Genomic DNA, 23077 nt, shown 5'->3' on the forward strand with positions numbered 1-23077 from the left:
AGATTTTAAATAATGGATTAGGAAAAACTAAAGTATCGAATTCATTTAATTATCTCGCAAAAAAAGGGAGTGTTAAAAAATGAGTAAGAAAACAATGGGTATACACCATATTACAGCCATTGTCGGGCATCCACAGGAAAATGTAGATTTCTATGCCGGCGTTTTAGGGCTGCGCCTGGTAAAGCAAACCGTGAACTTTGATGATCCGGGAACTTATCATCTCTATTTTGGAAATGAAGGAGGAAAACCAGGGACCATCATTACCTTCTTTCCTTGGCAAGGTGCTCGTCAAGGAATCATTGGAGACGGCCAGGTTGGGGTAACATCATATGTTGTTCCTAAAGGAGCGATGGGATTTTGGGAGCTGCGATTAGAAAAGTTCGAGGTTCCTTTCACAAAAATAGAGCGCTTTGGAGAGCAATATTTGGAATTCGATGATCCACATGGACTTCATTTGGAAATTGTCGAAAGAGAAGAAGGGGAAGCCAATTCCTGGAGCTTTGGGGGAGTAACACCTGAAGTGGCGATAAAAGGATTTGGCGGAGCAACCCTTTTGTCAGAACAGCCTGATAAAACAGCGGAATTGTTAGAAACGGTAATGGGGCTCGAATTTGTCGGTAAAGATGGCGATTTAGCCCGTTATCGTTCAACAGCCGAAATCGGTAATATTATTGACCTAAAATTAACTCCAATTGGACTCGGACAAATGGGTGTCGGTACCGTACACCACATTGCATGGCGGGCTAAGGATGATGAGGATCAATTAGATTGGAAGCAGTATGTAAAGCGTCATGGGTACGGCGTAACACCAGTACAAGATAGAAACTACTTTAATGCAATTTACTTTAGAGAGCATGGAAAAATTCTGTTTGAAATCGCAACAGATCCTCCAGGATTTGCGCATGATGAATCACAAGCGACGATGGGAGAAAAATTGATGCTGCCTTCCCAGTATGAACCACATAGAGCACAACTAGAGCGAGTGCTCCTTCCAATTGAAGTAAGGCCGTTAGACTAATTTATCGAGGGGACTGATTCTTTGCGTTCGATTGACCCTGCAACAATTAGCGAAAGAGAAAATTATAAATTCTTGATAGGAAGCATTATCCCAAGGCCTATTGCGTTTGTCACATCGATTTCGAAGGATGGGGTGTTGAACGGTGCACCATTTAGCTACTTTAATATTGTGTCAGCCAACCCCCCAATGATTTCTTTATCCATTCAACGTTCAGCAGGGAGGCAAAAGGACACAGCGCGAAATATCCTGGAGTCCAAGGAATTTGTGGTCCATATCGTTGACGAACAAAATGTTGGAGAAGTTAACAAAACAGCGGCAACTCTTCCGCCTGACCAAAGTGAAATAGACTTAACGAATTTAACTCCTGTGGAAAGCGAGAAAATTTCAGTTCCGGGAGTGAAGGAAGCGAAAGTCAGGATGGAATGTTTAGTAGAGCATTCAATAGAATTGGGAGGAAAAGATTCTCCTGGGTGTGATTTGATTATCGGAAAAGTTGTTCAATATCATATTGAAAGCAGCATTTATGAAAATGGAAGAATAGACCCGAGGGGACTATCTGCTGTAAGTCGATTGGCGGGAAATAATTATGCGAAAATCGGTGATATCTTTGAAATCGAAAGACCTAAATAGTTCCACGTTCTGGAGGGGAAATAGTGATGAAACATATATTCAATAAAGGACAAGACCAAACAAAACCCACCTTTTTATTGCTTCATGGAACGGGTGGCAATGAATTAGACCTTCTGCCACTTGCCGGCATGATTGACGAAGAGGCCAATGTTCTAAGTGTTCGCGGGAATGTATTGGAAAATGGAATGCCGCGCTTCTTCAGAAGACTAGCAGAAGGAGTCTTTGACGAAGAGGATCTTATTTTTCGAACAAAAGAGCTAAATGAGTTTCTGGATGAAGCAGCTGAAAAGTATAGTTTCGATCGAAACAATATCGTTGCGATTGGTTACTCAAATGGAGCAAATATCGCAGCAAGTTTATTATTTCATTACCAAAATGCCTTAAAAGCTGCCATTCTTCATCATCCAATGGTACCGCGAAAAGGAATTGAGCTTCCTGATTTGACCGGAACGTCCGTGTTTATAGCTGCTGGGACGAATGATCCAATCTGTTCACCTATGGAATCTACTGAACTTCAATCGTTATTACAGAACGCTAAAGCAAAAGTAGAGCTTCACTGGGAAAATCGTGGACATCAATTAACGGTGGATGAAGTGAAAGCCGCTGCAAATTGGTATCGGAAGGTAATAAGCAAATAATTAGGGTGACAACATCCGAAAGAAGGAGGCGGAAACCTTGAATGAAAAGAAAATAGTGGGAGAACTAGCAGCCGATTTCATTGAGGACGGGATGGTTGTAGGGCTTGGAACTGGTTCAACCGTTTATTTTACGATTATGAAACTTGGAGCGCTAGTGGAAGCGGGGCTTTCCATTCAAGGAATCCCAACCTCGGTTCAAACAGCAGAATTAGCAAAAAAATTACACATCCCATTAGCCAATATGGACGAGGTTAAGAAAATTGATATTGCAATAGATGGGGCCGATGAAGTCGATGCTCACCTGAACCTCATTAAGGGTGGCGGCGGAGCGCTAGTTCGGGAAAAAATCGTAGCTAAGGCAGCGGAAAAATTTATTGTAGTGGCTGACCCTTCGAAAATGGTGAAAACATTGGTAGCTTTTCCGCTTCCTGTGGAGGTCGTTCCTTTTGGGGCAATGCAGACTGAGAATTATATAAGGGAATTACAAGGGGAAACTAAATTGCGTCTAACGAACGGAAAGCCATTTCAAACGGATAATGGCAACTTTATCATTGACTGTTCATTTCCCAGCATCTCAAAGCCCCAAGAGTTGGAATGTATCCTAAATAACATTCCTGGTGTGGTCGATAATGGCCTGTTTGTTGGGATGGCAGATATGGTGATTACAATAGGTCCGGGCTATAAGCCGGTTTTGCTAGAAAGAGAAAAACATTAATAAATGGGAGGAAATAATCATGAACAAATTAAAGGGTGTACATCACGTTACAGCCATTACAAGCAGCGCTGAAAAAATTTATGAATTCTTCACATATGTTTTAGGGGTGCGTTTAGTAAAGAAAACTGTGAACCAAGACGATATTCAAACGTATCATTTATTTTTTGCGGATGATGTAGGCGGTCCAGGGACGGATATGACATTCTTTGACTTCCCAGGAATTCCAAAAGGGGTTCATGGGACAGACGAGATTTCAAAAACATCCTTTCGGGTACCGAATGATGCAGCATTAGATTATTGGCTAAAGCGGTTTAACCGGTTAAATATTGAACATACAGGAATCAAAGAGCAATTTGGTAAGAAAACACTGTCATTTGTCGATTTTGATGATCAGCAGTACCAATTGATTTCCGACGAGAACAATCAAGGTGTTGCCTCAGGAATACCATGGCAAAATGGACCAATCCCATTGGAACATGCCATTACAGGATTAGGACCGGTCTTTGTCCGTGTCTCCAACTTCGATTATTTTAAAGCAATTATGGAAGAGGTATTACTTTTTAAAGAAATTGATAAAGATGGCTCTTACCATTTGTTTGAAACAGGAGACGGCGGGAATGGCGCACAGGTGATTGTTGAGTATAATGCCATTCTTCCTCGGGCACGCCAAGGGTTTGGAACTGTACACCATGCTGCGTTCCGAGTTGAAGACCGTGCTGAAATAGATGAATGGACGAAACGAATGCAATCCTTCCGCTTGCCGAATTCCGGTTATGTGGAACGCTATTATTTTGGTTCCTTATATACAAATGTTGCCCCGCAAATTCTGTTTGAAATTGCAACAGATGGACCGGGCTTCATGGGTGATGAACCGTATGAAACACTTGGTGAAAAACTATCATTACCGCCATTTTTCGAATCAAAACGCGAGCAAATTGAAAAACTGGTCCGGCCGATTGATACAGTAAGAAGTACAAAAGTGTTTGAAAAAGAATAGAATTCGCCGATATTACTTATAAATAATTTTTAAAAAAGTCAAACTGCTTTTTTTGACAATAAAAATTATTTCGATTACAATTATCTCGAATTAAAAATAAAGTAGCAGCAAAGGATGGTTTCAAATGACCAAAATTGGAATTTTACTTGGTTCTCTACGGAAAGAATCTTTTTCTAAAAAAATTGCCGCAAATGTTGCAGCTTTATTCCCAGAAGGAATGGAAGCGGAATTTGTCGAGATTGGCAACCTGCCTTTATATAATCAGGACTTTGATGATGAAAATAATGTTCCGGCAGAGTACACAACTTTCCGTAACAAAATGAAGGAAATTGAGGCTGTTTTATTTGTAACGCCTGAATACAACCGATCTGTACCTGCTGTATTAAAGAATGCATTAGATGTAGGATCACGTCCATATGGGGCAAGTGTATGGAGTGGCAAACCAGCTGCCATTATCAGCCAATCACCTGGTAATTTGAGCGGCTTTGGTGCTAACCATCATTTACGTCAGTCTCTTGTATTCTTAAACATGCCAACCGTTCAACAACCAGAAGCTTATATCGGCAATGTTGCTGCTTTGTTGGATGAAAACGGCAAATTGAAAGACGAGAATACGGTCCAATTCTTACAAACTTTCGCAGATGCATTTGTTGATTTAATTAAGAGACATCAAGCGTAGGTTTTTATCCACTAATATAAAATGGTCCCTGATATATGGATAAGGAAGGGGTTGGAGAATATAGCGGAAGAAAACCTGCTATATTTTCCAACTTTTTTATATTTCATGATTTTACTATATGAAGAAGATAATTGAAGGAGTGACAGAAATTGATTCAGCTTTATCCTGCAAGTACGCGCTATACAGTAAAAAATGACTGGCTGGAGAGTAATTTAAGTTTTTCTTTTGGAGAATATTATGACCCATCGAATATCCGATTCGGTCCACTTCGTGTCTTTAACGACGATACCGTTCAGCCGGGACGGGGTTTTGGCATTCATCCGCATCGTGAAGCGGAAATTGTCTCCATTGTATTAAAGGGACAGCTTAAGCATGAGGACAACTTAGGGAACGCCGGAATCATCGGCACAGGAAGTATTCAGCGCATTAGTGCCGGAACCGGAGTGCTTCATTCTGAATTTAACGCGTCAAACCAGGAAGAAGTCCAATTCCTGCAGCTATGGTTTTCCCCGGATGAAAAGAAGTTAACCCCTTCCTATGAGGATATTACATATGACTTAGAGCAAATGCACAATCAGCTCTTACCAGTTATCTCTCATACCGGTTCGGAGCGGGTTGCTAAAATTCATCAGGATCTAACCCTTTATTTATCCAGGCTGGATGGGAAGGAGACACTGACCTTTCGGCAGGAAGAAGGCAGGAGAATATACGTCTTTACGATTGATGGAGAATTATCAATTAATAACGATAACATTTTAAAGACTAGGGATGCTGCCCGAATCACAGATCTTCCGGAAATTACGATTCAAGCAAGTAAAGATAGTTTCTTTTTATTAATTGATTTACCTGGAGGTGAATTCTAATGTTAATGATTCGCCATTCCATCGGCAGCCGATTGCTATGTCAATCGGAAACCTACACGATTGAAGAAAAAGGGGATCATTGGCAGATATCGCTGCCTGTCGATGAAGAAACTGCTGCCAAGGTTTTGGATTTTCAGGATGAGATAAATATATTCGTAACAAAGGAAAAGGAAAAAACTTGGTTTTACTCCTCAGATGCCCAAATAAAGTTCCTTCGTAAGGAAAATCAATTGGTGATACTTGCTGATCATAAAACGGTTTATCCAGTTTAGTGATGAATGTTGAGGACTACCAATTAATCATGAAAATAAATTTTTTACCCGCCATTTAGGAGAATGGCGGGTTTTTTCATCTTGAAAATCTTTAAAGCCAATTGAAAAAACGGAATCCTTTTTTCAAATAATACATCTATTTTTCTTTTATTAAAGAAAGATAAAGATTCCTTTAAGTCTTAATCAATGCGAGCCCAATCGACAAATTCTTAAAAAACGCCTCTTTATAATGGCATTTATGGGAAAGGGGGAGATTGTTCCTTAATACAACACCCTGCCTTCCATCAATTGCAGTAAATGTATTAGACAACTAATTACTATTATTTTTGAAAAACGGGAGGTTTCTGTTTTGAAAAATTTACTTAGAACTGTGGTTAAGCAAAGAAGACAATTTCTGATGGATCAGCTTGTTCAATCAGGTGTTTATAAAAAGAATAATAAGCATCTATATGAATGGACTTTGAGTGATTTAGAGGAAGAGTACAATTATATCTATAATTTGGAATCCAGTAAAAAAGAAAAATATCTTCACCCTTAAAAAGGAGGAATGGAATGTTAAACAAACAAACAGTCGTTTTTTTAGGAGCCGGTTCTATGGCTGAGGCGATGATTTCAGGTATTGTTAATACCGGCAAAATACCTTCCAAACAAATATTGGTTTCTAACCGAAGGAATCAAAAACGTTTGCGGGAACTCCAGAATACTTACGATATTAAGGGAATAAGTCGAGAAGAGTTAACCGTTGAACATATTGACATCTTCATATTAGCCATGAAGCCCAAAGACATAGAATCCTCATTACAATACCTTTCAAATAAGCTTAAGCCTAATCAGATCATTCTATCAGTTGCCGCAGGGGTCCCCACGAACTCGATCGAGAGATATCTTCCACAAGGGCAGCCTGTTGTTCGGGTTATGCCCAATACATCCAGTATGATTGGTGAATCGGCCACGGCGATCTGTCCCGGTAAACATGCCACAAAAAAAGTGATGACAATCGTGAGGGAATTATTATCATGTTTGGGTACTGTTTATCAAATTGACGAAGATAAAATGGATATCTTTACAGGGATCGCTGGGAGTGGCCCTGCATATTTTTATTACTTAATTGAACATATGGAAAAGGCAGGAAAAGAGTGTGGCCTTGATACCGATACAGTTAGGCAAATAAGTGCACAAACCATTTTGGGTGCCGCTAAAATGATGATGCAGGAAACGGATACGCCGGCAGAGCTAAGAGAAAAAGTGACATCTCCGAATGGTACCACGGCTGCCGGATTGAAGGCATTGGAGAAGCATGGCGGAGGAATGGCTATTATGCAAGCCGTTAAAGAAGCAGCAAAACGTTCCCAGGAAATGAACAGCCACTATCAAAGACGCCAAATAGGAGTGATTGGATGACCTCAGGCTTTAAAAAGAGAGTTGTTGTCAAAATTGGCAGCAGCTCACTCACAAGCCTTCGTGGTGAAATTAGCCGCAGGAAATTGGAAAAATTGGTAGAAGAAGTTGTGCAATTAAAGGATGAAGGCCACGAGGTGCTGCTAGTTTCATCTGGTGCTGTAGCAGCGGGCTATCGAAAACTTGGTTTTACAGAACCACCGAGCGCGCTGCCGGAAAAGCAAGCATCCGCGTCGATTGGCCAGAGCCTATTGATGGAAATCTATTCTGAGCTTTTTCTATCCCACGGCTATGTTGCTTCACAAATTCTCATCACTAGAGAGGATTTATCGGACGAAAACCGTCATAATAATGCCAAAAATACAATCAATGTCTTACTTAATCGTGGAATTGTTCCAATTATAAATGAAAACGATACGGTGACCGTCAATCGCTTAAAGTTTGGAAATAATGATGTTCTTTCCGCCAAAATAGCAGGACTCATTGATGCCGATATGTTAATTATTCTTTCGGATATTGATGGGATGTATAATGGCGATCCTCGCCAGATGAGCCACGCTGTTCGGCTGGAACACGTTCATGAAATTACCATGAAAATCGAAGAAGCAGCCGGCGGCACTGGAAGCTCGGTTGGAACAGGCGGAATGAAATCGAAAATCGATGCCTTTAAAATTGCCATGGCATCCGGAATCCTTTCCTTTTTAGGGAAAGCAGGGACTCCCAATATTTTAAAAGATGCCGTCCATCAAAAAGCTACGGGGACCTATTTTATCAAACGTGAAATGGTTTCGAAAACAGGCGGATAAGTTTCATTTAATTCAATAGGAGGGATTCGATGGTTCTTTTAAGAGAGGATTCAACAAAAATTGAAATTCAGGCAATCAAGGCAAAAAAAGCGGCCAAAAGACTAAGTATCTTATCGACAGAAGAAAAAAATCAAGCCCTCACTCTGTTAGCAGATCAGCTTGAAGCGAAAGTGGAGGACATATTGAAGGCTAATGAAATCGATATAAAATACGGGAGAATCGAAGGGTATAGCGAGGCCTATTTGGATCGTCTTACCTTAACAAGAGAACGAGTTTTTGATTTTACTAGCGGACTACGTGAAGTCGCCAAGCTGCCAGATCCTGTCGGCGATACCCTTTCCAAGTGGACACTTGATAATGGACTTCTTGTTAAAAAAGTAAGTGTTCCTTTAGGTGTGATTGGTATGATTTACGAGGCACGTCCGAATGTGACTGTTGATGCAACGGGACTTGCTTTGAAATCAGGAAATGCCATTCTCCTGAAGGGAGGTTCCTCAGCGATTTTTTCAAATAAAGCTATTTTTAAAGTGATTCAGGAAACGCTGGTAAAGACGGCGATCCCAAAAGAGGTGGTTCAACTGATTGAGAGTACAGACCGCACCGCCACTCAGCAGCTGTTTACGATGAAAGAGCATATAGATGTGCTAATTCCAAGAGGCGGGGCTTCGCTCATTTATTCAGTTGTCAATGAAGCGACAGTACCTATCTTAGAAACAGGAGTGGGTAATTGCCACCTTTATATTGACAGGGAAGCGGATGTGGAAAAAACATTGAACATATTGGTGAATGCCAAAACGGATCGACCTGCTGTATGTAACGCTGTGGAAACGGCAATTATCCATCTTGACTGGCTGGAGCACAATAAACAGGCGTTGATTAAAACGTTGAAAGACCACAATATTTCCGTACATGCTGATAAAAAAGCAGCGGCGGTTATTCCTGGTGCTGGGCTGGCAAACGAAGAGGATTGGGCGACAGAATACTTGAGTTTAGATCTCGCCATTAAGACGGTCACTAGTGTGGAAGAAGCGATTGAACATATCGATAAGTATGGAACTAAACACTCGGAAGCTATTATTACTGAAAACCGTAAAACTTCTAAGAAGTTTATGGACTTAGTGGATGCCGCTGCGATATATCATAATGCTTCTACCAGATTTACGGACGGCGGGGCACTTGGGCTTGGGGCGGAAATTGGTATCTCTACCCAAAAGCTCCATGCACGAGGCCCGATGGGGCTGGCTGAATTGACTACGACGAAATATATTATGATCGGAAATGGCCACGTAAGATAGTGGAAAGAAGCTGATTTAAAAGCATATTGCGTGCTTTTAGATCAGCTTCTTTGATTTTGACGTAGCAAAGAGTAATATTAGACTTTTTTGGGGGGCAGGTTTGATTTGTAAATACAGTACTTTTATTTGCGAATTCAAACCTATTATTTGCGAATCCTTATATGTGGCAGTCGACTTTGCCATGGATAGAACGATAAATTTAAAAATATCCATTGGAATATAGTCAGAATTACCCCAATTTGGTCAAATATCTTGTTATTATCAAAAAATCTTAGAAGTACTAATTGAAATGGAAAAAAACAAAAAAATACAATTAATAGATTACGATTTAATCTTTTCCAAGAAGGTGATTGGAAGGGAGAAGTTGACCTCTTATCACGAATGATCCATAAGCAAGTAAGAACCAAAAATAATATATCGAAAGGAAAAATTATTTTTTCCAAAGAAAAATCGAGTCCTAGGGTATCCCCCTTAAAATGGACCTTTTCTGAAGAAAAGAACCAAGAACCTGACTCAATGACTAAGAGAATAAACCATGTTAGCAATAACCAATGAAATGGTTTTTGAGCTCCTCTCCACCCCAAAATAACTACCGAAGTCATTAAGGAAACAAGAATCAATAACAGCCAATACTGTCCTCCTATTCCAGATCCGCCTAATCCCATCCATCCTGACCACGAGTATGATGGTCCATCGAATAAGCCTCTTATTATTGGCAGCCAGAACATGAATCCGCTTAGAATCACATAAAGAAGAATTAAGACTAATAACCTATCAGGTTTCCATTCCATAACAAAATCACATCCATTTCATGATCTTAATCATTATTATACTTTGGATATTTCAGTGAAATGCTTTAGGGCTAGGTATTTCTCTTATTTGGGCTTTACGATTCACTTGACCAATTCTGCAGTCCAGTTTTGTGAAATTATTCCTATAAAGAGGCATTTATTTTCAAGCGCTATATACTGTATGGAAGGGAGCGCTGTGAAAATGAAAAAAGTTTCTGTTGGATTAGGTATAATTGGAGTGTTCATTGTTGTTTTCGGCTTTATGTTAATGTCCAGTTATAATAATTTTGTTAATTTAGAAGAAAACGTCAATCAATCTTATGCTCAAATTGAAAATCAACTACAGAGAAGACTGGACCTAGTACCCAACTTAGTAAATACCGTAAAAGGATATGCAGCCCACGAAGAAGAAGTCATCGCTTCTATTTCAGATGCACGTGCAAGACTTGCCGGTGCTAAAACGCCGGAGGAAGAGGCGACAGCTAACGCCGAATTATCTGGCGCATTGAGCCGTTTGCTTGTTGTGGTTGAAAACTATCCCAATCTAAAAGCAGATCGTCAATTTACACAATTAATGGATGAATTGGCTGGAACAGAAAATCGAATTGCCATTGCTCGCAAGGATTATAATGACCAGGTTGCGGTTTATAACAAAAAAGTAAAAAGCTTCCCGGGAGTAATGATTGCAGCAATGACAGGTTTTGATGAAAAGGAATATTTTGAAGCAGATCCTAAGGCCTCTGAAGCTCCAAAGGTTGATTTTGGAGGAGGCAATGGATAATGAAGGCAAAGAAGGCCATCAGCTTTCTTTTGGTATTTTTGACTATTTTCCTTTATACAGGAAAGGCATTTTCGGAGGATGTTCAAATCCCTGAACCAGTTGGCGACATTTACGTCCAGGATTTTGCCCATATATTAAATGATAAGGAAAAAGAAGAATTACAAAACTTAGGAAGAAAGGTTGAAGACCAAACAACTGCGCAGGTTGTCGTTTTAACCGTCCAAACAATTGGCGACCGAACCATTGATGAATATGCCAATGAAGCATTTCGGCAATATGGAATTGGAAACGGCAAGGACAACAATGGTTTGCTCCTCGTTTTATCCATGAATGAGCGAAAAGCGAGGATTGAAGTAGGCTATGGTTTAGAGGGGAGGATTCCCGATGGAAAAGCAGGGAGAATTCTTGATGAATACGCCATTCCTAACTTAAAAAGTGAACAGCCAAATATAGCTGTTGTCGAAACATATAAGGCACTGGCAAAAGAGGTTCTTGCCGAATATGGTAAAGCTGGAGACCAGCCAAAAGAGGATGAAGGAATCGGCATTCCAGGTTGGTTAATTTTTCTTTTGGTTATTATCCTTGTGTTTCTTGATTTTAAGTTTTTTGGAGGGACACTAACCTATCTTGTTCTTTCCATTCTGTCTAGAGACGATGGCAAAGGGGGTGGAGGTGGGGGCCGAGGCGGAGGAGGAGGCTCTTCGGGTGGCGGCGGTGCTGGCCGCGGCTGGTAAACCTAATGATAGTTTATTACTTATAATATAACTTATTAGAAGAGTCTTTCTTATCCTTAAGCCTTAGACTTGATATATTTGTCTAAGGCTTTTTATATTTTTAACAATGTTCTGGACACATATTGGTTTAATAGCTTTTACATTAAAAGCTGAAACATTGAAAAGGCATCATTAAATTTTGACAAAAGAAAAACCTATGTTGACAAATTGTCAACGTAAATGTATATTTACGACGAATTGTAAAAAAGGAAGGGAAGCGAAAATGGATAATCAGCTTGGTTTGTTATTGAAGAAATTGCTAAAAGAACGTTCTTTATCCATGAGGAAGCTGAGTGAACTTACTGATATTGACACTGCCACAATCTCCCGGATAATAAATGGTAAACGAAAAGCGCAGCCGGAGCATTTACAAAAATTTGCTGACTATTTAGGGGTTCCCATCTCTGAATTATTTATCGCTGCAGGCTTTGCAGTTGAAGAGAAAAAAGAAATTCAGCAATCTGATATCACTATGTCTGTTGAAAGTATTCAAAAGTTACTTGAAGCCTCTAATTTAATAGATTCTGAATTTAGCATAGCAGGTGTTGAACGGCAGTTAGCAAATTATGAACAATATGCACAAACGGAAGAGGGAAAAGAAAGTATTCTTAAAAGCTTTGGTGAAAAGCTTAAAAAGATTGGCAGTTTAGGGCCTTTTATAAGCCAGTTAAAAGATATGTTTGAGAGGTTTCGTTTAAATAAGGGAACGCCAAGAGAGCTTGCAATTGCTGGAAGTGCACTAATCTATTTTATAGTATCTGTGGATGTTATTCCGGATTACATTTTTCCAGTCGGTTATATTGATGATGCTATGGCCATTCAACTTGTTGCAAATTTACTAACAATTAAGCAATGATCATTAATGTAAAATAATTTTTCAAAATTAAAATAATCGAGAAGGTGTACTATGGAAAGAATGCAACGAAGGAAAAAACGTGTTAAGTGGACAAGGATCATTGTTTTATTTTTCCTCTTAATGATTGGCAGTGTGGGTGCTTATGCAACTTATCAATATAAACAAGGGGTTTCACTTGCTGAGGGAGGCAAATTTAAAGATGAAACAAAAAAAGCGAAAGCTTTTCAGGGAGAAAATGTGAAATTAGGAAGAATTAATGTGCTCCTATTGGGAAGCGATTCTCGTGGGGAAGAGCATGCCAGAACGGATTCCATTATGATTGCCCATTATGACCAGGATACTCATCAATCTAAGTTGATTTCTATTATGAGAGATACATATGTTAATATTCCTGGTCATGGAAAGCAAAAAATAAACGCAGCATATGCATATGGCGGACCAGAGCTCCTTCGACAAACCATTAAAGAAAACTTTGATATTGATTTAAATTACTACGCTATAGTTGATTTTGAAGGGTTCTCAAAAATTGCCGATATCATTGCACCAGATGGAATCGAAGTGGATGTTCCTTCTAAAATGTCGTATGGAATTGGAACGACAATAGAACCGGGAATACAAACCTTACATGGGGACAAGTTATTAGGATATGTACGTTTTAGACATGATAAATTAAGTGACTTTGGCCGGGTTCAAAGACAACAGGAAGTCATTGGCAAGTTGAAGGATCAAGCTATGAGCGTAGGAAGTATTTTAAAACTTCCTAAAATGTTAGGGGTTATAAACCCATATGTTGATACTAATTTGGATACACCTACTTTATTGTCTTTGGGAAAAGATTTGCTTACTAATCAATCTAATGACATAAAAACTATGCGTATTCCCGTGGATGGGTCTTATACAAATGAGCAATTCAAAAACGTTGGTGCAGTGTTAAGTATCAACCTGGAACAAAATAGGTCTGCTCTAAATGATTTTTTATCATTATAATCTTTTTGGGTTATTAAGAAAATGAAGACGTAAATTTGATAAAATTGCTCATGAAAAATGCATGATGGAAAGTGGGCCTCTTGCATTTTTTATGGAATGTCTCAATTTATTAGGCAGGAGTAACACTATGGATGATAAAGAACTTAATTTAACGGAGCATCTTGATGAGTTGCGAAAAAGATTAATTATTTCGGCACTTGCTTTCATATTATTTTTTATTTTAGGAATGGTTTATGTCAATGAAATATATGTTTTTTTTATGGGCAATCTTGATTATAAATTAATGGTTCTCGGGCCCAGCGATATTATCTGGATCTATTTTCATATCGCAACTGTTATTGCTGTAACTGGAACAATCCCAATAGCTGCATGGCAAATCTGGTTATTTGTAAAACCTGCTTTAAAGCCAGGGGAAAGGAAGGTTACATTAGCGTATATTCCTGCCTTGTTCTTTCTTTTTATTGGAGGACTGGCATTTGGTTATTTTTTTATTTTCCCAAATGTCATGAGCTTTCTTATCAAATTAGGAAATGATATGTTTACAACTTCTTTTACGGCAGATAAATATTTTAGTTTTTTAATAAATATGACTTTACCTTTTGGTGTAGCGTTTGAATTGCCTCTTGTCTCGATGTTTTTAACAACATTAGGCATTGTGAATCCATATAAATTAGTGAAACTCAGAAAATATGCGTATTTCATTCTGGTTATCGTAGCCTCCATGATCTCTCCGCCAGAATTTATTTCTCATATTTCCGTAGCAATTCCACTGATTCTAATATATGAGATAAGCGTTTTATTATCCAAAATGGTTTTTAAACGAATGAAAAACAAAAATAGTGTTCAAGATTTTAATGAAGAAATAGAGCTATTGAACAACTAAAAAAATGAATAGATTTTTTTGAGGGAGATCAGAAATGGGTCTCCTTTTATATTTTCGAAGAGTTGATATCTGATTAACATAATTTAAACGATTCGAATATATAAATACACAAAAGAATTTTTCTAAAGGGCAACAGGATGAGCAGCACATCTACAGGAGGAAAATATGCATTATTTATCTATTTTTCTAATAGGTATTGCAACAAATTTAGACAATTTAGGCATAAGCGTTTCTTATGGATTAAGGTCAACTCGAATTCCCTTTGTTTCAAATTTGATTATTGCTATTGTCTCCATGTTTTGTGCGTATCTTTCCATTATTGCGGGTAAAATCGTCACACAGTTTATTTCTATTGAATTGGCCAATTTTGCTGGTGGTCTAATTATTATTTGTATAGGGATAAAATGTATCGTAGACTCCTTCTCTGTAAAAGAAGCTCCAAGCAAAGTGAAAGTTGATTCTAATTTTTCAAATGTTATCAGTCATCCAGATTCAGCAGATATAAATGATGATAAAGTGATTTCAGTTAAAGAATCAATCTTACTAGGGTTTGCGTTAGCAATCAATTGTTTAGCAATGGGATTGGGAGCAGGTATTACAGGTCTTTCTCCAGTTTTAACGACATTGTCTATTGGATTATTATCGGTACTTTCCATTTGGGGTGGAGTAAAACTTGGAGGTAAGATTTGTGGTATGAACATTGGCCAATATTCTAATTTTGCTTCGGGTATTCTGTTAATAATGATTGGTGTTTATGAAATGATTGTATAAAAAACAAAAAGAGAGTTGGGATTTGCCAACTCTCTTCACTTTTTCTTCTCACCAAAATCCTTCTAATCAAAAAAGGGGGAGCCGCCGAAGCTGCTCCGTTCAAAGGTTAATTTTTAGAAAGGTTGCTCTTTCGTTTACCGTACAAAAGATAAACAACAAACCCCACCAACATCCAAATCACGAAGCGAATCCAAGTAATGGAAGGCAGACTGATAATCAAATAAACCGAAAAACCAATTCCGATAATAGGGACAAATGGAACAAACGGCGTTTTAAATCGTCTTTCCAGATTAGGCTGTTTTACGCGCAGCACCATGATGGAAGCGCAAATTAGGATAAAGGCGGACAGGGTTCCAATGTTGACGAGTTCTGCGACTTCATTGATTGGAGTTAAGCCGGAAACAACTGCTGTTACCGAACCAATAATCAGTGTAGGGCGATAGGGGGTCTTATATTTGGAATGTACTTTTGCAAACCAGTTCGGGAGCAATCCATCCCGGCTCATCGCGAACCATATACGTGAACCGGCAAGCATAAAGGAAAACAGTACCGATAAAATCCCAGTAATGGCGGCCGCAGAAATAATCAAGGTAACCCAATTCAACCCCACTTGACTAAAGGCCTTCGCAATCGGGGCTGCATTCCCTAACGTTTCATATGGAGCCATTCCGGTAATTACGAGGGACATTCCGATATAAAGGCAGAGAGCAATCGTTAAGGACAGGACCACCGCCCGTGGCAAATCGCGCTGCGGATTTTTCGCTTCTTCTGCAGCAGTCGTTAACGTGTCATATCCGAATACGGCGAAGAATACCAGAGCGGCACCACCCATCACACCGTGAAAACCAAATGGCATAAACGGATGCCAGTTGGCAGTATCAACGTAAAGACTGCCGACGGCAATGACCACAACCACGATGCTTAATTTGATGATGACCATCAAGTTGTTAAATCGTGCTCCCCATTTCATCCCAATCGTAAGCAGCCCGGCGATGGCTATGCTAATAATCATGGCGATCAGGTCAATTTTATGGCCGGCACCTGTTCCTGGAGCCCCCTGTGCCCATACAGGTACATGAATGCCGATTTGCTGTAATATTTCTTGCATATACCCTGACCATCCAATCGCCACTACTGCAATGACCAGGGTATATTCAAGCAATAAATCCCACCCAATCAGCCAAGCGGCACCTTCCCCCAAGACAGCGTAGCTATAGGTATAAGCACTGCCTGCGACCGGAATTAAGCCGGCGAATTCCGCATAGCATAATGCCGCAGCCGCACTGGCAAGCCCCGCGATAATAAATGATAAGATTACGGCAGGTCCTGCATGTTCTGCAGCTGCCACTCCAGTCAGAACGAAAATTCCTACACCAATGATTCCTCCTAACCCGATGGCTGTCAACTGCCATAATCCCAAGATACGTTGAAGTCCGGTACTATTTGTGCCTTCTTGCTGTAGTTCGTTAATGGACTTCTTTCTCATAAAAGATTTCATTGATTACCTCCATTTCTACCTTAAAAAGTAACAACCTATTATTTTGATTGAAGTTTTTAAGGTTAATAAAACAACTATGTTTTAAAAAATGGAGATATACAAAAGTTGCCTAATACTAATCTGTTTGAAAAAAATGAAGTGAACTTACAAAAATGTTTTCACGAATACGTAATACTTGTAAAACTTAAATTTGAACCGCTTGTTTTTTTGCTGAAAAAGCCTAAAATATGCCAGTAAATGAAAATTTAGATTTGAAATATCTGAATTTTTCAATTATAATAAAAATATAACACTCGACTGTCGACACAAAAATCAAAACGAATTCACAAGTGGAAAAGAGGTGTGCAAATGTTGGAATGCAATCCATTGCAAAAGCCGTTACCTTACTATCAACAAATTCAACAATCGATAAAAGAAAGCATCTTCAATGGTACGTATAAACCTGGCGATCGCTTGTATGAAGCACAAATTGCGACGTTTTATAATACTAGCCGGAGTCCGGTTAGGGAAGCGATTCGGGCCCTGGTAATTGAGGGGCTGCTGGTAATGGATCAAAAGTCACAAATATCCGTCTACAAACCAAATTTACAGGATGTACGGGATATTTACGAATGCAGGATTTCCCTTGAATCCACTGCTGTTGAACTGACAGCGGAACGAGCAACAGAGGAGCAGCTGCAGGAGTTGGAAAAAACGTTAGAAGAAACAGAGCAAGCAATAAATGAAGATAAGCCTGAAACTATAGTAGCGTATAATGCCCATTTCCACGAACAAATTATCCAGTATAGCGGGAATACAAGATTAAAGATGCTTGTAGAGGGTTTAAATGGCTTAATCCATTATTACCGTGTTTTAAACATCCAAGGGGAAGACCGCGCTTATGAGATTTTAAAAGGACATAGGGATATTTACCTGGCGATTAAAGAGAGAAATCCAAAAAGAGCAGTTGATAGATTGAGAGAGCATACGCAAGAGGATCTAAAAAACATCGTTCATGTAATTGAACAATTTGAGGAGAGATAATTTTTGCGAATCGTTCATGTTGATCAAGTCATTGAAACCGTTGCCAAGCTTTGCTGGGAGGCATGCTATTACCTTCCTGAAGATATATTAGCAGGATTTAGAAGGGCTGAGAAGACGGAAGCATCGCCGATTGGGAAAACAATTTTGCAGCAGCTTCTGGAAAATGCTGAAGAAGCTAAGGTGAATCACATGCCTTATTGTCATGATACTGGGATGGCCGTTGTGTTTGTAGAGGTAGGCCAAGATGTCCATATAACAGGCGGGAACTATTTGGATGCGATTCAAGAAGGTGTGCGCACCGGATATCGGGAGGGGTATCTAAGAAAATCAGTTGTCGGGGACCCGCTCATTCGCGTGAACACAGGGGATAATACACCAGCAGTGGTACATACTGAAATCGTTCCAGGTGACCAGATTAAATTCACCGTCCTACCAAAAGGCGGGGGCAGTGAAAATATGAGTGCGATGAAATTCTTGCTTCCTGGTGAAGGGATGCAAGGGGTTAAAAATTTTGTTTTACAAACGATTAAGGAAGCAGGCGGGAAGGCCTGTCCGCCTGTCGTCGTCGGAGTGGGCATCGGCGGAAGCTTTGATAAAGTAACCTCACTGGCGAAACATGCCGTTTTGAGGGAAATCGGTGTCCATCATCATGAACCGCATATTGCGCAGCTGGAAAAAGAACTTCTCGAGGAAATTAACAACACAGGTATAGGGCCGCAAGGGTTAGGCGGAACTAGTACGGCGCTATGGGTGCCAATTGAAACATATGCCTGTCATATAACTGCCCTGCCGGTTGCGGTAAATATTCAATGTCATGCTGCCCGTAAAAAGACCGCTGTACTCTAGGAGGGGAAGAGTGAAATGGCAGAATATCGGTTAAAAACACCTTTAACAGATGATGATATTCAAAAACTGCAAATAGGTGATCAAGTCTTCTTAACAGGGACCATCTATATGGCCCGTGACGCCGCCCATAAAAGAATGGTAGACCTGCTTGAAGCAGGCCAGTCTTTGCCAGTTGATTTAAGGGGCGAAGTCATTTTCTATGCCGGTCCGTGTCCGCCAAAACCGGGGCAAATCATAGGGCCGGTTGCTCCGACAACAGCCTATCGTATGGACCCTTATGCTCCTGCCATGTATGAATATGGGGTAAAAGGAACGATTGGTAAAGGGCCAAGGAGAGAAATGGTCAAAGAAGCGTGTAAGCAATATGGAGCCATTTCCTTTGCTGCCGTCGGCGGGCTCTCTACGATTTTAAGCAGACGGGTAACAGCAGTTGAGGTAGTGGCCTATGAGGATTTAGGGCCAGAAGCAATCAGACGGCTTGAGGTAGAAGATTTCCCGTTACTTGTTGCCTATGATGCGCACGGTCAAGATTTGTATGAACAGGAAATAGCCAAATATGAAAATTACAATAAAAATACGAATAAGGAAGTAGGTATATAATATGAAGAAACTAGAAATTGCTGTCATTCCAGGGGATGGTATTGGAAAAGAAGTAGTGCCAGTTGCCACAAAAGTTTTGGATACAGTAGCCGAAATACATGGCGGTTTAAAGTTTGAGTACAAAGAGTTTCCATGGAGCTGTGATTACTACCTAGAGCATGGAAAAATGATGCCAGATAACGGACTAGATATCTTGAAAAACTTTGATGCTATTTTCCTGGGGGCAATTGGAAACCCTCAGGTTGTTGCAGATCATGTTTCTTTATGGGGGTTATTAATTAAGATTCGCAGAGAATTTGAGCAATCGATTAATATTCGCCCAGCTAAATTTTTTAAAGGATTGAAATCACCTTTAGTTAATCCAAATGACTTTGATTTAATCGTTGTCAGGGAAAATAGTGAGGGTGAATATAGTGAAGTGGGCGGAAGGATCCATCGAGGGGAAGATGAAGTCGCCATCCAAAATGCGGTTTTTACAAAAAAAGGTACGGAACGCGCCATGCGTTATGCATTTGAACTCGCGAAACAGAGAAGAGGCCATGTCACGTCAGCGACAAAGTCAAACGGGATTGTCCATTCGATGCCGTTTTGGGATGAGGTTTTTAATGAGGTAAAAGGAGATTATGCGGATATTCAAACTGCTTCCTATCATATCGATGCGCTCGCTGCCTTTTTCGTGACAAGACCGCAAATTTTTGACGTAATTGTCGCTAGTAACTTATTCGGGGATATTTTAACGGATATTGGCGGGGCCATCATGGGCAGTATCGGGATTGCGCCTGCAGCCAATATAAATTTAAATGGAAAGTACCCATCCATGTTCGAGCCTGTTCATGGCTCAGCGCCAGATATTTATGGTAAAGGAATTGCCAATCCAATCGGTCAGGTGTGGACTGCAAAGATGATGCTCGATCACTTTGGCGAGCAAGAACTGGGTCAAAAGCTTTTGGATGCTATCGAAGATGTTACCAACGAGGGAATTAAAACTCCGGATATTGGCGGCACATCCACTACCAATGAGGTTGGGGAAGCTATTTGCAGCCGGTTGAAAGAGGTTTGTTCGGTATCTTAATATCATATTTTGAAAAGTGAGGCTGTCTCAATGGGCGTTATTCGTTAACGACATTGGGCAGCCTCATATTATTTTTGGTCTAATGTCATGAGCACACCGGATAGGGAGCGCCAACTGTCGTAAAGCATGCGCCAACTGTCGCAAAGCATCCCATTACAAACAAAAACCCCTAATCTATAAAAACCACATAGATTGGGGGCTTGCACTAACTATTATTTATTCTTGCTTTCTGCATCCTTAATGATATCTTCGCCGATTTTCTTAGCCCATTCATCATAGACTGGCTGAAGTTCTTTCTTAAATGCTTCAATTTCTGCTGGTGAAAGCTCATTAATCTTGGTTTGGCCGCGGTCCTTTAGTTTTTTCAATGCATCTTCATTTAATTTTGCTGCAGAATCACGGGCAACCTTTGTTCCTGCTTCAACACCTTTTTGAACAATTTCCTTCGTTTTTTCATTCAGGCTATCCCAGAATTTCGTATTGGTTAATAAAGCGTAGTCCACTCGAGTATGACCCATTACAGTTGTATACTTCTGCACTTCGTCGAATTTCTTTGATTCGATATTACTAAAAGTGTTTTCTTCGCCATCAACTGTACCTTGCTGTAGGGCAGTGTAAAGCTCGTTGAATGGAATGGATACGGAACCAGCATTAAGCTTGCCGTAAATTTCTTCGAGCAACTGTCCGCCTTGAGTCCGAATCTTTAAGCCTTTTAAGTCTTCCGGTTTCGAAATAGCTTTCTTGTTATTTGTCATGTGTTTAGCACCGTTTGGCCACATGGCAAGACCATGCACGCCGTCCTTTTCTAAACGTTTAAAGATCTCTTGTCCTTTTTCGCCATCCCAGAAAGCTTCTGCAGCTGCATCATCTTTAAACAAGAAAGGCATCGCAGGGACGTTAAAGCCAGGGTCGTTACCAACCATCTTGGACATGTCTGGAATAATGAACTGGACGTTGTTGGCTACTAAGTTCTGATATTCATCTTTATCACCAAATAGCTGGCTGTTTGGATAAACTTGAACCTTGATTTTACCGCCGGATTCTTTTTCAATATATTCCTTCATTGCAATGGCACCGGCTTGTTTAGGTGTATTTTCTGCCACAACGTGGGAGATTTTGATTGTCAATTCTTGAATGTCATTACCAGATTTGCCTTTTTCACCGCCGGATGAGCTGCTGCTTGTTTCTTTTGAGGAAGACCCGCAGGCTGCAAGGCTAAATACCAACAGAAGTGTTACTGCTACTACTAATAGTTTCTGAATCTTTTTCATTTGATTTCCCCCTTAATAAATAACTTGATACAAATTGATAGATTTCTGTATGGTCCGCATCCTGATCTAGTGCAACACTTGCTTCATGGAGTCTGTCAAACACGAGCTGCGGCAGATTTGTCGCCGCCTCCGCATTTAAAAATAGCCCATTCGCCATTTCTAGATCTTTTCTTAACAGCTCCAGACTAAACCCGGAATCAAAACTTTCCGTTAAGATAAAGGATGGGAATTTATACTCTGTTGAACCGCTCCGGCCTGTACTATGATTAAATACATGAATCGCTTTCTCCGGTTCCACATCAAATCTCTGGAGCAATTGAACGGCCTCACAGCTCGCTAATAGATGAGTAGCAGAAAGATAGTTATTAATGGCCTTGATTAAGTGACCGCTTCCAATTGGACCAACATGAAAGAGGTTAGTGCCCATTGAGCCTAGCAAACGCTTACATCTAGTAAATGATTCCACCGGTCCACCAATCATGATAGTTAACTGAGCAGTGACTGCTTTCTTGACCCCGCCGCTGACTGGTGCGTCGATAAATTCAATATTTTTTTCTGTTAATTTTTTAAAATTCTTTCTCGTTTCATCAGGGTAGGAGCTGCTCATATCAATAATGACTAATGGTTCTTGGTGAGTGTGTTGATCTGAAGAGTAATGGTCAATAATTTGGTCTATGACTTGATTTACGATCTTAGATGAAGGAAGCATAAGAATGATACATTGTACGTTGTGAATCCAATCAGTAACATAATCCGGTTTCCCGCCATAGCTCTGGAATTCATGGATAGCGGCTTCGTTAACATCACTGCCGTAAACAGTAAATCCCCTATTTAATAGGTTTTTTGCCATAGGCAAGCCCATTTTACCAAGCCCGATAAAACCTATTTTCTGAATCATGAAGGAAAAACTCCTTCAAGCCCTTTATGTAAAGAGCCAATCCGCGGTTGAGCACGTCCGCTCGTGGTAACGACAGCAGCAATGACAATTTTATCGTTCCGAGGTCATCAGGGATCCTAGTTTCAAACGTCATGTGATGGCTGCGAATCTTTGCATCCATTTTGTGTTTAATCGCTAGGTCTAGACTGCTGCCAGCGGCACCTCTTTTCTCGGCAGAAGGAAGGAGGGTTTCGGCATTCCCACAAAGTGAACGAAATGGATTTCCAAACGTTAGGGTATGGATGATGGCAGAACCGTGTTCAATTTCACCATCAAGTCCAACCAGTGCACCTTTTCCATAACCTTCAACTTCATCTCCTGTGACACCTAAAGCTTCCATTGCCTTCTTTGGCAATAGTTCACCGAGCTGTTCAGAACAGGCTTTGATGAGCGGAAGAAGATCTTCTACATATTTGCCGGCATAAGGATTTTTAATGACGGCTAAAGCAGCAGCTACCCGAACGGGCTTTTCTGCTTTTTTGAAACCTTATATAAAGGTCTCCTCCGAGATGGTCACAATTTTTCTTATTTCTAATTTCATCTTCAACCTCCTCATTATATTGGATTTTGGATACAATCTACGCCCGAGTTGTCTCAACAAATGCTGATATTTCCACTATAACAAAAACAATAAATGTTGTGAATACACAAAAAATAGAAAATAAATAAAATTTTCT

At 40.1% G+C, this 23077-nt stretch carries 26 protein-coding genes and 1 pseudogene; 22 read left to right on the top strand and 5 right to left on the bottom strand.

Going from position 1 to position 23077, the window contains the following annotated elements:
- Positions 1–79 precede the first annotated feature (79 nt).
- The 12 genes and pseudogenes from ACFPA1_RS19540 to ACFPA1_RS19595 all read left to right on the top strand — a co-directional run bounded on the left by ACFPA1_RS19540 (position 80) and on the right by ACFPA1_RS19595 (position 9311).
- Positions 80–1018: a ring-cleaving dioxygenase gene (locus ACFPA1_RS19540; RefSeq protein ID WP_378584871.1), complete on the top strand. Its 939-nt coding sequence runs from the start codon at positions 80–82 to the stop codon at positions 1016–1018.
- Between the two features lie 21 nt (positions 1019–1039).
- Positions 1040–1648 carry a flavin reductase family protein gene (locus ACFPA1_RS19545; protein ID WP_378584872.1) on the top strand — a complete coding sequence of 203 codons (609 nt, stop codon included), beginning with the start codon at positions 1040–1042 and terminating at the stop codon, positions 1646–1648.
- A 26-nt stretch (positions 1649–1674) separates the two neighbouring features.
- The gene (locus ACFPA1_RS19550; protein WP_378584981.1) at positions 1675–2286 is read left to right on the top strand and encodes an alpha/beta hydrolase; all 612 of its coding nucleotides are present in this window, start codon (positions 1675–1677) and stop codon (positions 2284–2286) included.
- A gap of 37 nt (positions 2287–2323) precedes the next feature.
- Positions 2324–3001 (top strand): ribose-5-phosphate isomerase RpiA, encoded by a 678-nt coding sequence (rpiA, locus tag ACFPA1_RS19555; protein ID WP_378584873.1) that lies wholly within the window; start codon positions 2324–2326, stop codon positions 2999–3001.
- A 19-nt stretch (positions 3002–3020) separates the two neighbouring features.
- Positions 3021–3998, top strand: a complete 978-nt coding sequence (locus tag ACFPA1_RS19560) for a ring-cleaving dioxygenase (RefSeq protein WP_378584875.1) — start codon at positions 3021–3023, stop codon at positions 3996–3998.
- Positions 3999–4122: 124 nt separating this feature from the next.
- A complete protein-coding gene (locus tag ACFPA1_RS19565; protein ID WP_378584876.1) occupies positions 4123–4677 on the top strand; it encodes an NADPH-dependent FMN reductase in 555 nt (184 codons plus the stop codon).
- A gap of 149 nt (positions 4678–4826) precedes the next feature.
- Positions 4827–5540 carry a pirin family protein gene (locus tag ACFPA1_RS19570; protein WP_378584878.1) on the top strand — a complete coding sequence of 238 codons (714 nt, stop codon included), beginning with the start codon at positions 4827–4829 and terminating at the stop codon, positions 5538–5540.
- Positions 5540–5812: a hypothetical protein gene (locus ACFPA1_RS19575; protein WP_378584879.1), complete on the top strand. Its 273-nt coding sequence runs from the start codon at positions 5540–5542 to the stop codon at positions 5810–5812. The genes ACFPA1_RS19570 and ACFPA1_RS19575 overlap by 1 nt, the downstream gene beginning before the upstream one ends.
- A 349-nt stretch (positions 5813–6161) precedes the next feature.
- Positions 6162–6350, top strand: coding sequence for a Fur-regulated basic protein FbpA (locus tag ACFPA1_RS19580; protein WP_213119085.1), 189 nt, complete (start codon positions 6162–6164; stop codon positions 6348–6350).
- 14 nt (positions 6351–6364) lie between these two features.
- Positions 6365–7213, top strand: coding sequence for a pyrroline-5-carboxylate reductase (proC, locus tag ACFPA1_RS19585; RefSeq protein ID WP_378584881.1), 849 nt, complete (start codon positions 6365–6367; stop codon positions 7211–7213).
- Positions 7210–7983: pseudogene (gene proB, locus ACFPA1_RS19590) on the top strand (glutamate 5-kinase); the annotation flags it as partial. The gene proC and the pseudogene proB, both read left to right, overlap by 4 nt.
- Before the next feature lie 62 nt (positions 7984–8045).
- The gene (locus tag ACFPA1_RS19595) at positions 8046–9311 is read left to right on the top strand and encodes a glutamate-5-semialdehyde dehydrogenase (RefSeq protein WP_378584883.1); all 1266 of its coding nucleotides are present in this window, start codon (positions 8046–8048) and stop codon (positions 9309–9311) included.
- Positions 9312–9454: 143 nt separating this feature from the next.
- Here the strand turns inward: ACFPA1_RS19595 and ACFPA1_RS19600 are convergent, their stop codons facing one another.
- A complete protein-coding gene (locus ACFPA1_RS19600) occupies positions 9455–10102 on the bottom strand; it encodes a hypothetical protein (protein ID WP_213145518.1) in 648 nt (215 codons plus the stop codon).
- 202 nt (positions 10103–10304) lie between these two features.
- On the opposite strand from ACFPA1_RS19600, the gene ACFPA1_RS19605 reads away from it, so the two are divergent.
- The 6 genes from ACFPA1_RS19605 (at position 10305) to ytaF (ending at position 15153) form a co-directional block, all read left to right on the top strand.
- Positions 10305–10883: a LemA family protein gene (locus ACFPA1_RS19605; RefSeq protein ID WP_213146036.1), complete on the top strand. Its 579-nt coding sequence runs from the start codon at positions 10305–10307 to the stop codon at positions 10881–10883.
- A complete protein-coding gene (locus ACFPA1_RS19610) occupies positions 10883–11617 on the top strand; it encodes a TPM domain-containing protein (RefSeq protein WP_213145519.1) in 735 nt (244 codons plus the stop codon). Before ACFPA1_RS19605 ends, ACFPA1_RS19610 begins: the two co-directional genes overlap by 1 nt.
- A gap of 262 nt (positions 11618–11879) precedes the next feature.
- Positions 11880–12512, top strand: coding sequence for a helix-turn-helix domain-containing protein (locus ACFPA1_RS19615; protein ID WP_213145520.1), 633 nt, complete (start codon positions 11880–11882; stop codon positions 12510–12512).
- Positions 12513–12563: 51 nt separating this feature from the next.
- On the top strand, positions 12564–13499 hold the full coding sequence (locus tag ACFPA1_RS19620) for an LCP family protein (RefSeq protein WP_378584885.1): 936 nt from the start codon (positions 12564–12566) through the stop codon (positions 13497–13499).
- A 127-nt stretch (positions 13500–13626) separates the two neighbouring features.
- Positions 13627–14382: a twin-arginine translocase subunit TatC gene (tatC, locus tag ACFPA1_RS19625; protein WP_378584887.1), complete on the top strand. Its 756-nt coding sequence runs from the start codon at positions 13627–13629 to the stop codon at positions 14380–14382.
- Between the two features lie 165 nt (positions 14383–14547).
- Positions 14548–15153: a sporulation membrane protein YtaF gene (ytaF, locus tag ACFPA1_RS19630; RefSeq protein WP_378584889.1), complete on the top strand. Its 606-nt coding sequence runs from the start codon at positions 14548–14550 to the stop codon at positions 15151–15153.
- Between the two features lie 106 nt (positions 15154–15259).
- On the opposite strand, the gene ACFPA1_RS19635 is transcribed toward ytaF, so the two are convergent.
- Positions 15260–16651: an amino acid permease gene (locus ACFPA1_RS19635; RefSeq protein ID WP_378584890.1), complete on the bottom strand. Its 1392-nt coding sequence runs from the start codon at positions 16649–16651 to the stop codon at positions 15260–15262.
- Positions 16652–16999: 348 nt separating this feature from the next.
- On the opposite strand from ACFPA1_RS19635, the gene ACFPA1_RS19640 reads away from it, so the two are divergent.
- Genes ACFPA1_RS19640 through ACFPA1_RS19655 form a run of 4 tightly spaced genes read left to right on the top strand, consistent with a single transcriptional unit; the run spans position 17000 to position 20192 of the window.
- Positions 17000–17674 (top strand): GntR family transcriptional regulator, encoded by a 675-nt coding sequence (locus ACFPA1_RS19640; RefSeq protein ID WP_378584892.1) that lies wholly within the window; start codon positions 17000–17002, stop codon positions 17672–17674.
- A 3-nt stretch (positions 17675–17677) separates the two neighbouring features.
- Complete coding sequence (locus ACFPA1_RS19645; RefSeq protein WP_378584893.1) at positions 17678–18520, top strand: fumarate hydratase; 843 nt, start codon at positions 17678–17680, stop codon at positions 18518–18520.
- Positions 18521–18535: 15 nt separating this feature from the next.
- The gene (locus ACFPA1_RS19650) at positions 18536–19120 is read left to right on the top strand and encodes a FumA C-terminus/TtdB family hydratase beta subunit (RefSeq protein ID WP_213145526.1); all 585 of its coding nucleotides are present in this window, start codon (positions 18536–18538) and stop codon (positions 19118–19120) included.
- A gap of 1 nt (position 19121) precedes the next feature.
- The gene (locus tag ACFPA1_RS19655; RefSeq protein ID WP_378584895.1) at positions 19122–20192 is read left to right on the top strand and encodes a tartrate dehydrogenase; all 1071 of its coding nucleotides are present in this window, start codon (positions 19122–19124) and stop codon (positions 20190–20192) included.
- A gap of 212 nt (positions 20193–20404) precedes the next feature.
- On the opposite strand, the gene ACFPA1_RS19660 is transcribed toward ACFPA1_RS19655, so the two are convergent.
- Genes ACFPA1_RS19660 through ACFPA1_RS19670 form a run of 3 tightly spaced genes read right to left on the bottom strand, consistent with a single transcriptional unit; the run spans position 20405 to position 22836 of the window.
- Positions 20405–21463, bottom strand: coding sequence for a DctP family TRAP transporter solute-binding subunit (locus ACFPA1_RS19660; RefSeq protein WP_378584897.1), 1059 nt, complete (start codon positions 21461–21463; stop codon positions 20405–20407).
- Positions 21408–22361: an NAD(P)-dependent oxidoreductase gene (locus ACFPA1_RS19665; RefSeq protein ID WP_378584898.1), complete on the bottom strand. Its 954-nt coding sequence runs from the start codon at positions 22359–22361 to the stop codon at positions 21408–21410. The genes ACFPA1_RS19660 and ACFPA1_RS19665 overlap by 56 nt, the downstream gene beginning before the upstream one ends.
- Complete coding sequence (locus ACFPA1_RS19670) at positions 22327–22836, bottom strand: amino acid synthesis family protein (RefSeq protein WP_378584982.1); 510 nt, start codon at positions 22834–22836, stop codon at positions 22327–22329. The genes ACFPA1_RS19665 and ACFPA1_RS19670 overlap by 35 nt, the downstream gene beginning before the upstream one ends.
- Between the last annotated feature and the right edge of the window lie 241 nt (positions 22837–23077).

Source organism: Neobacillus sp. GCM10023253 (assembly GCF_042653105.1).
GTDB lineage: Bacteria > Bacillota > Bacilli > Bacillales > Cytobacillaceae > Neobacillus > Neobacillus citreus.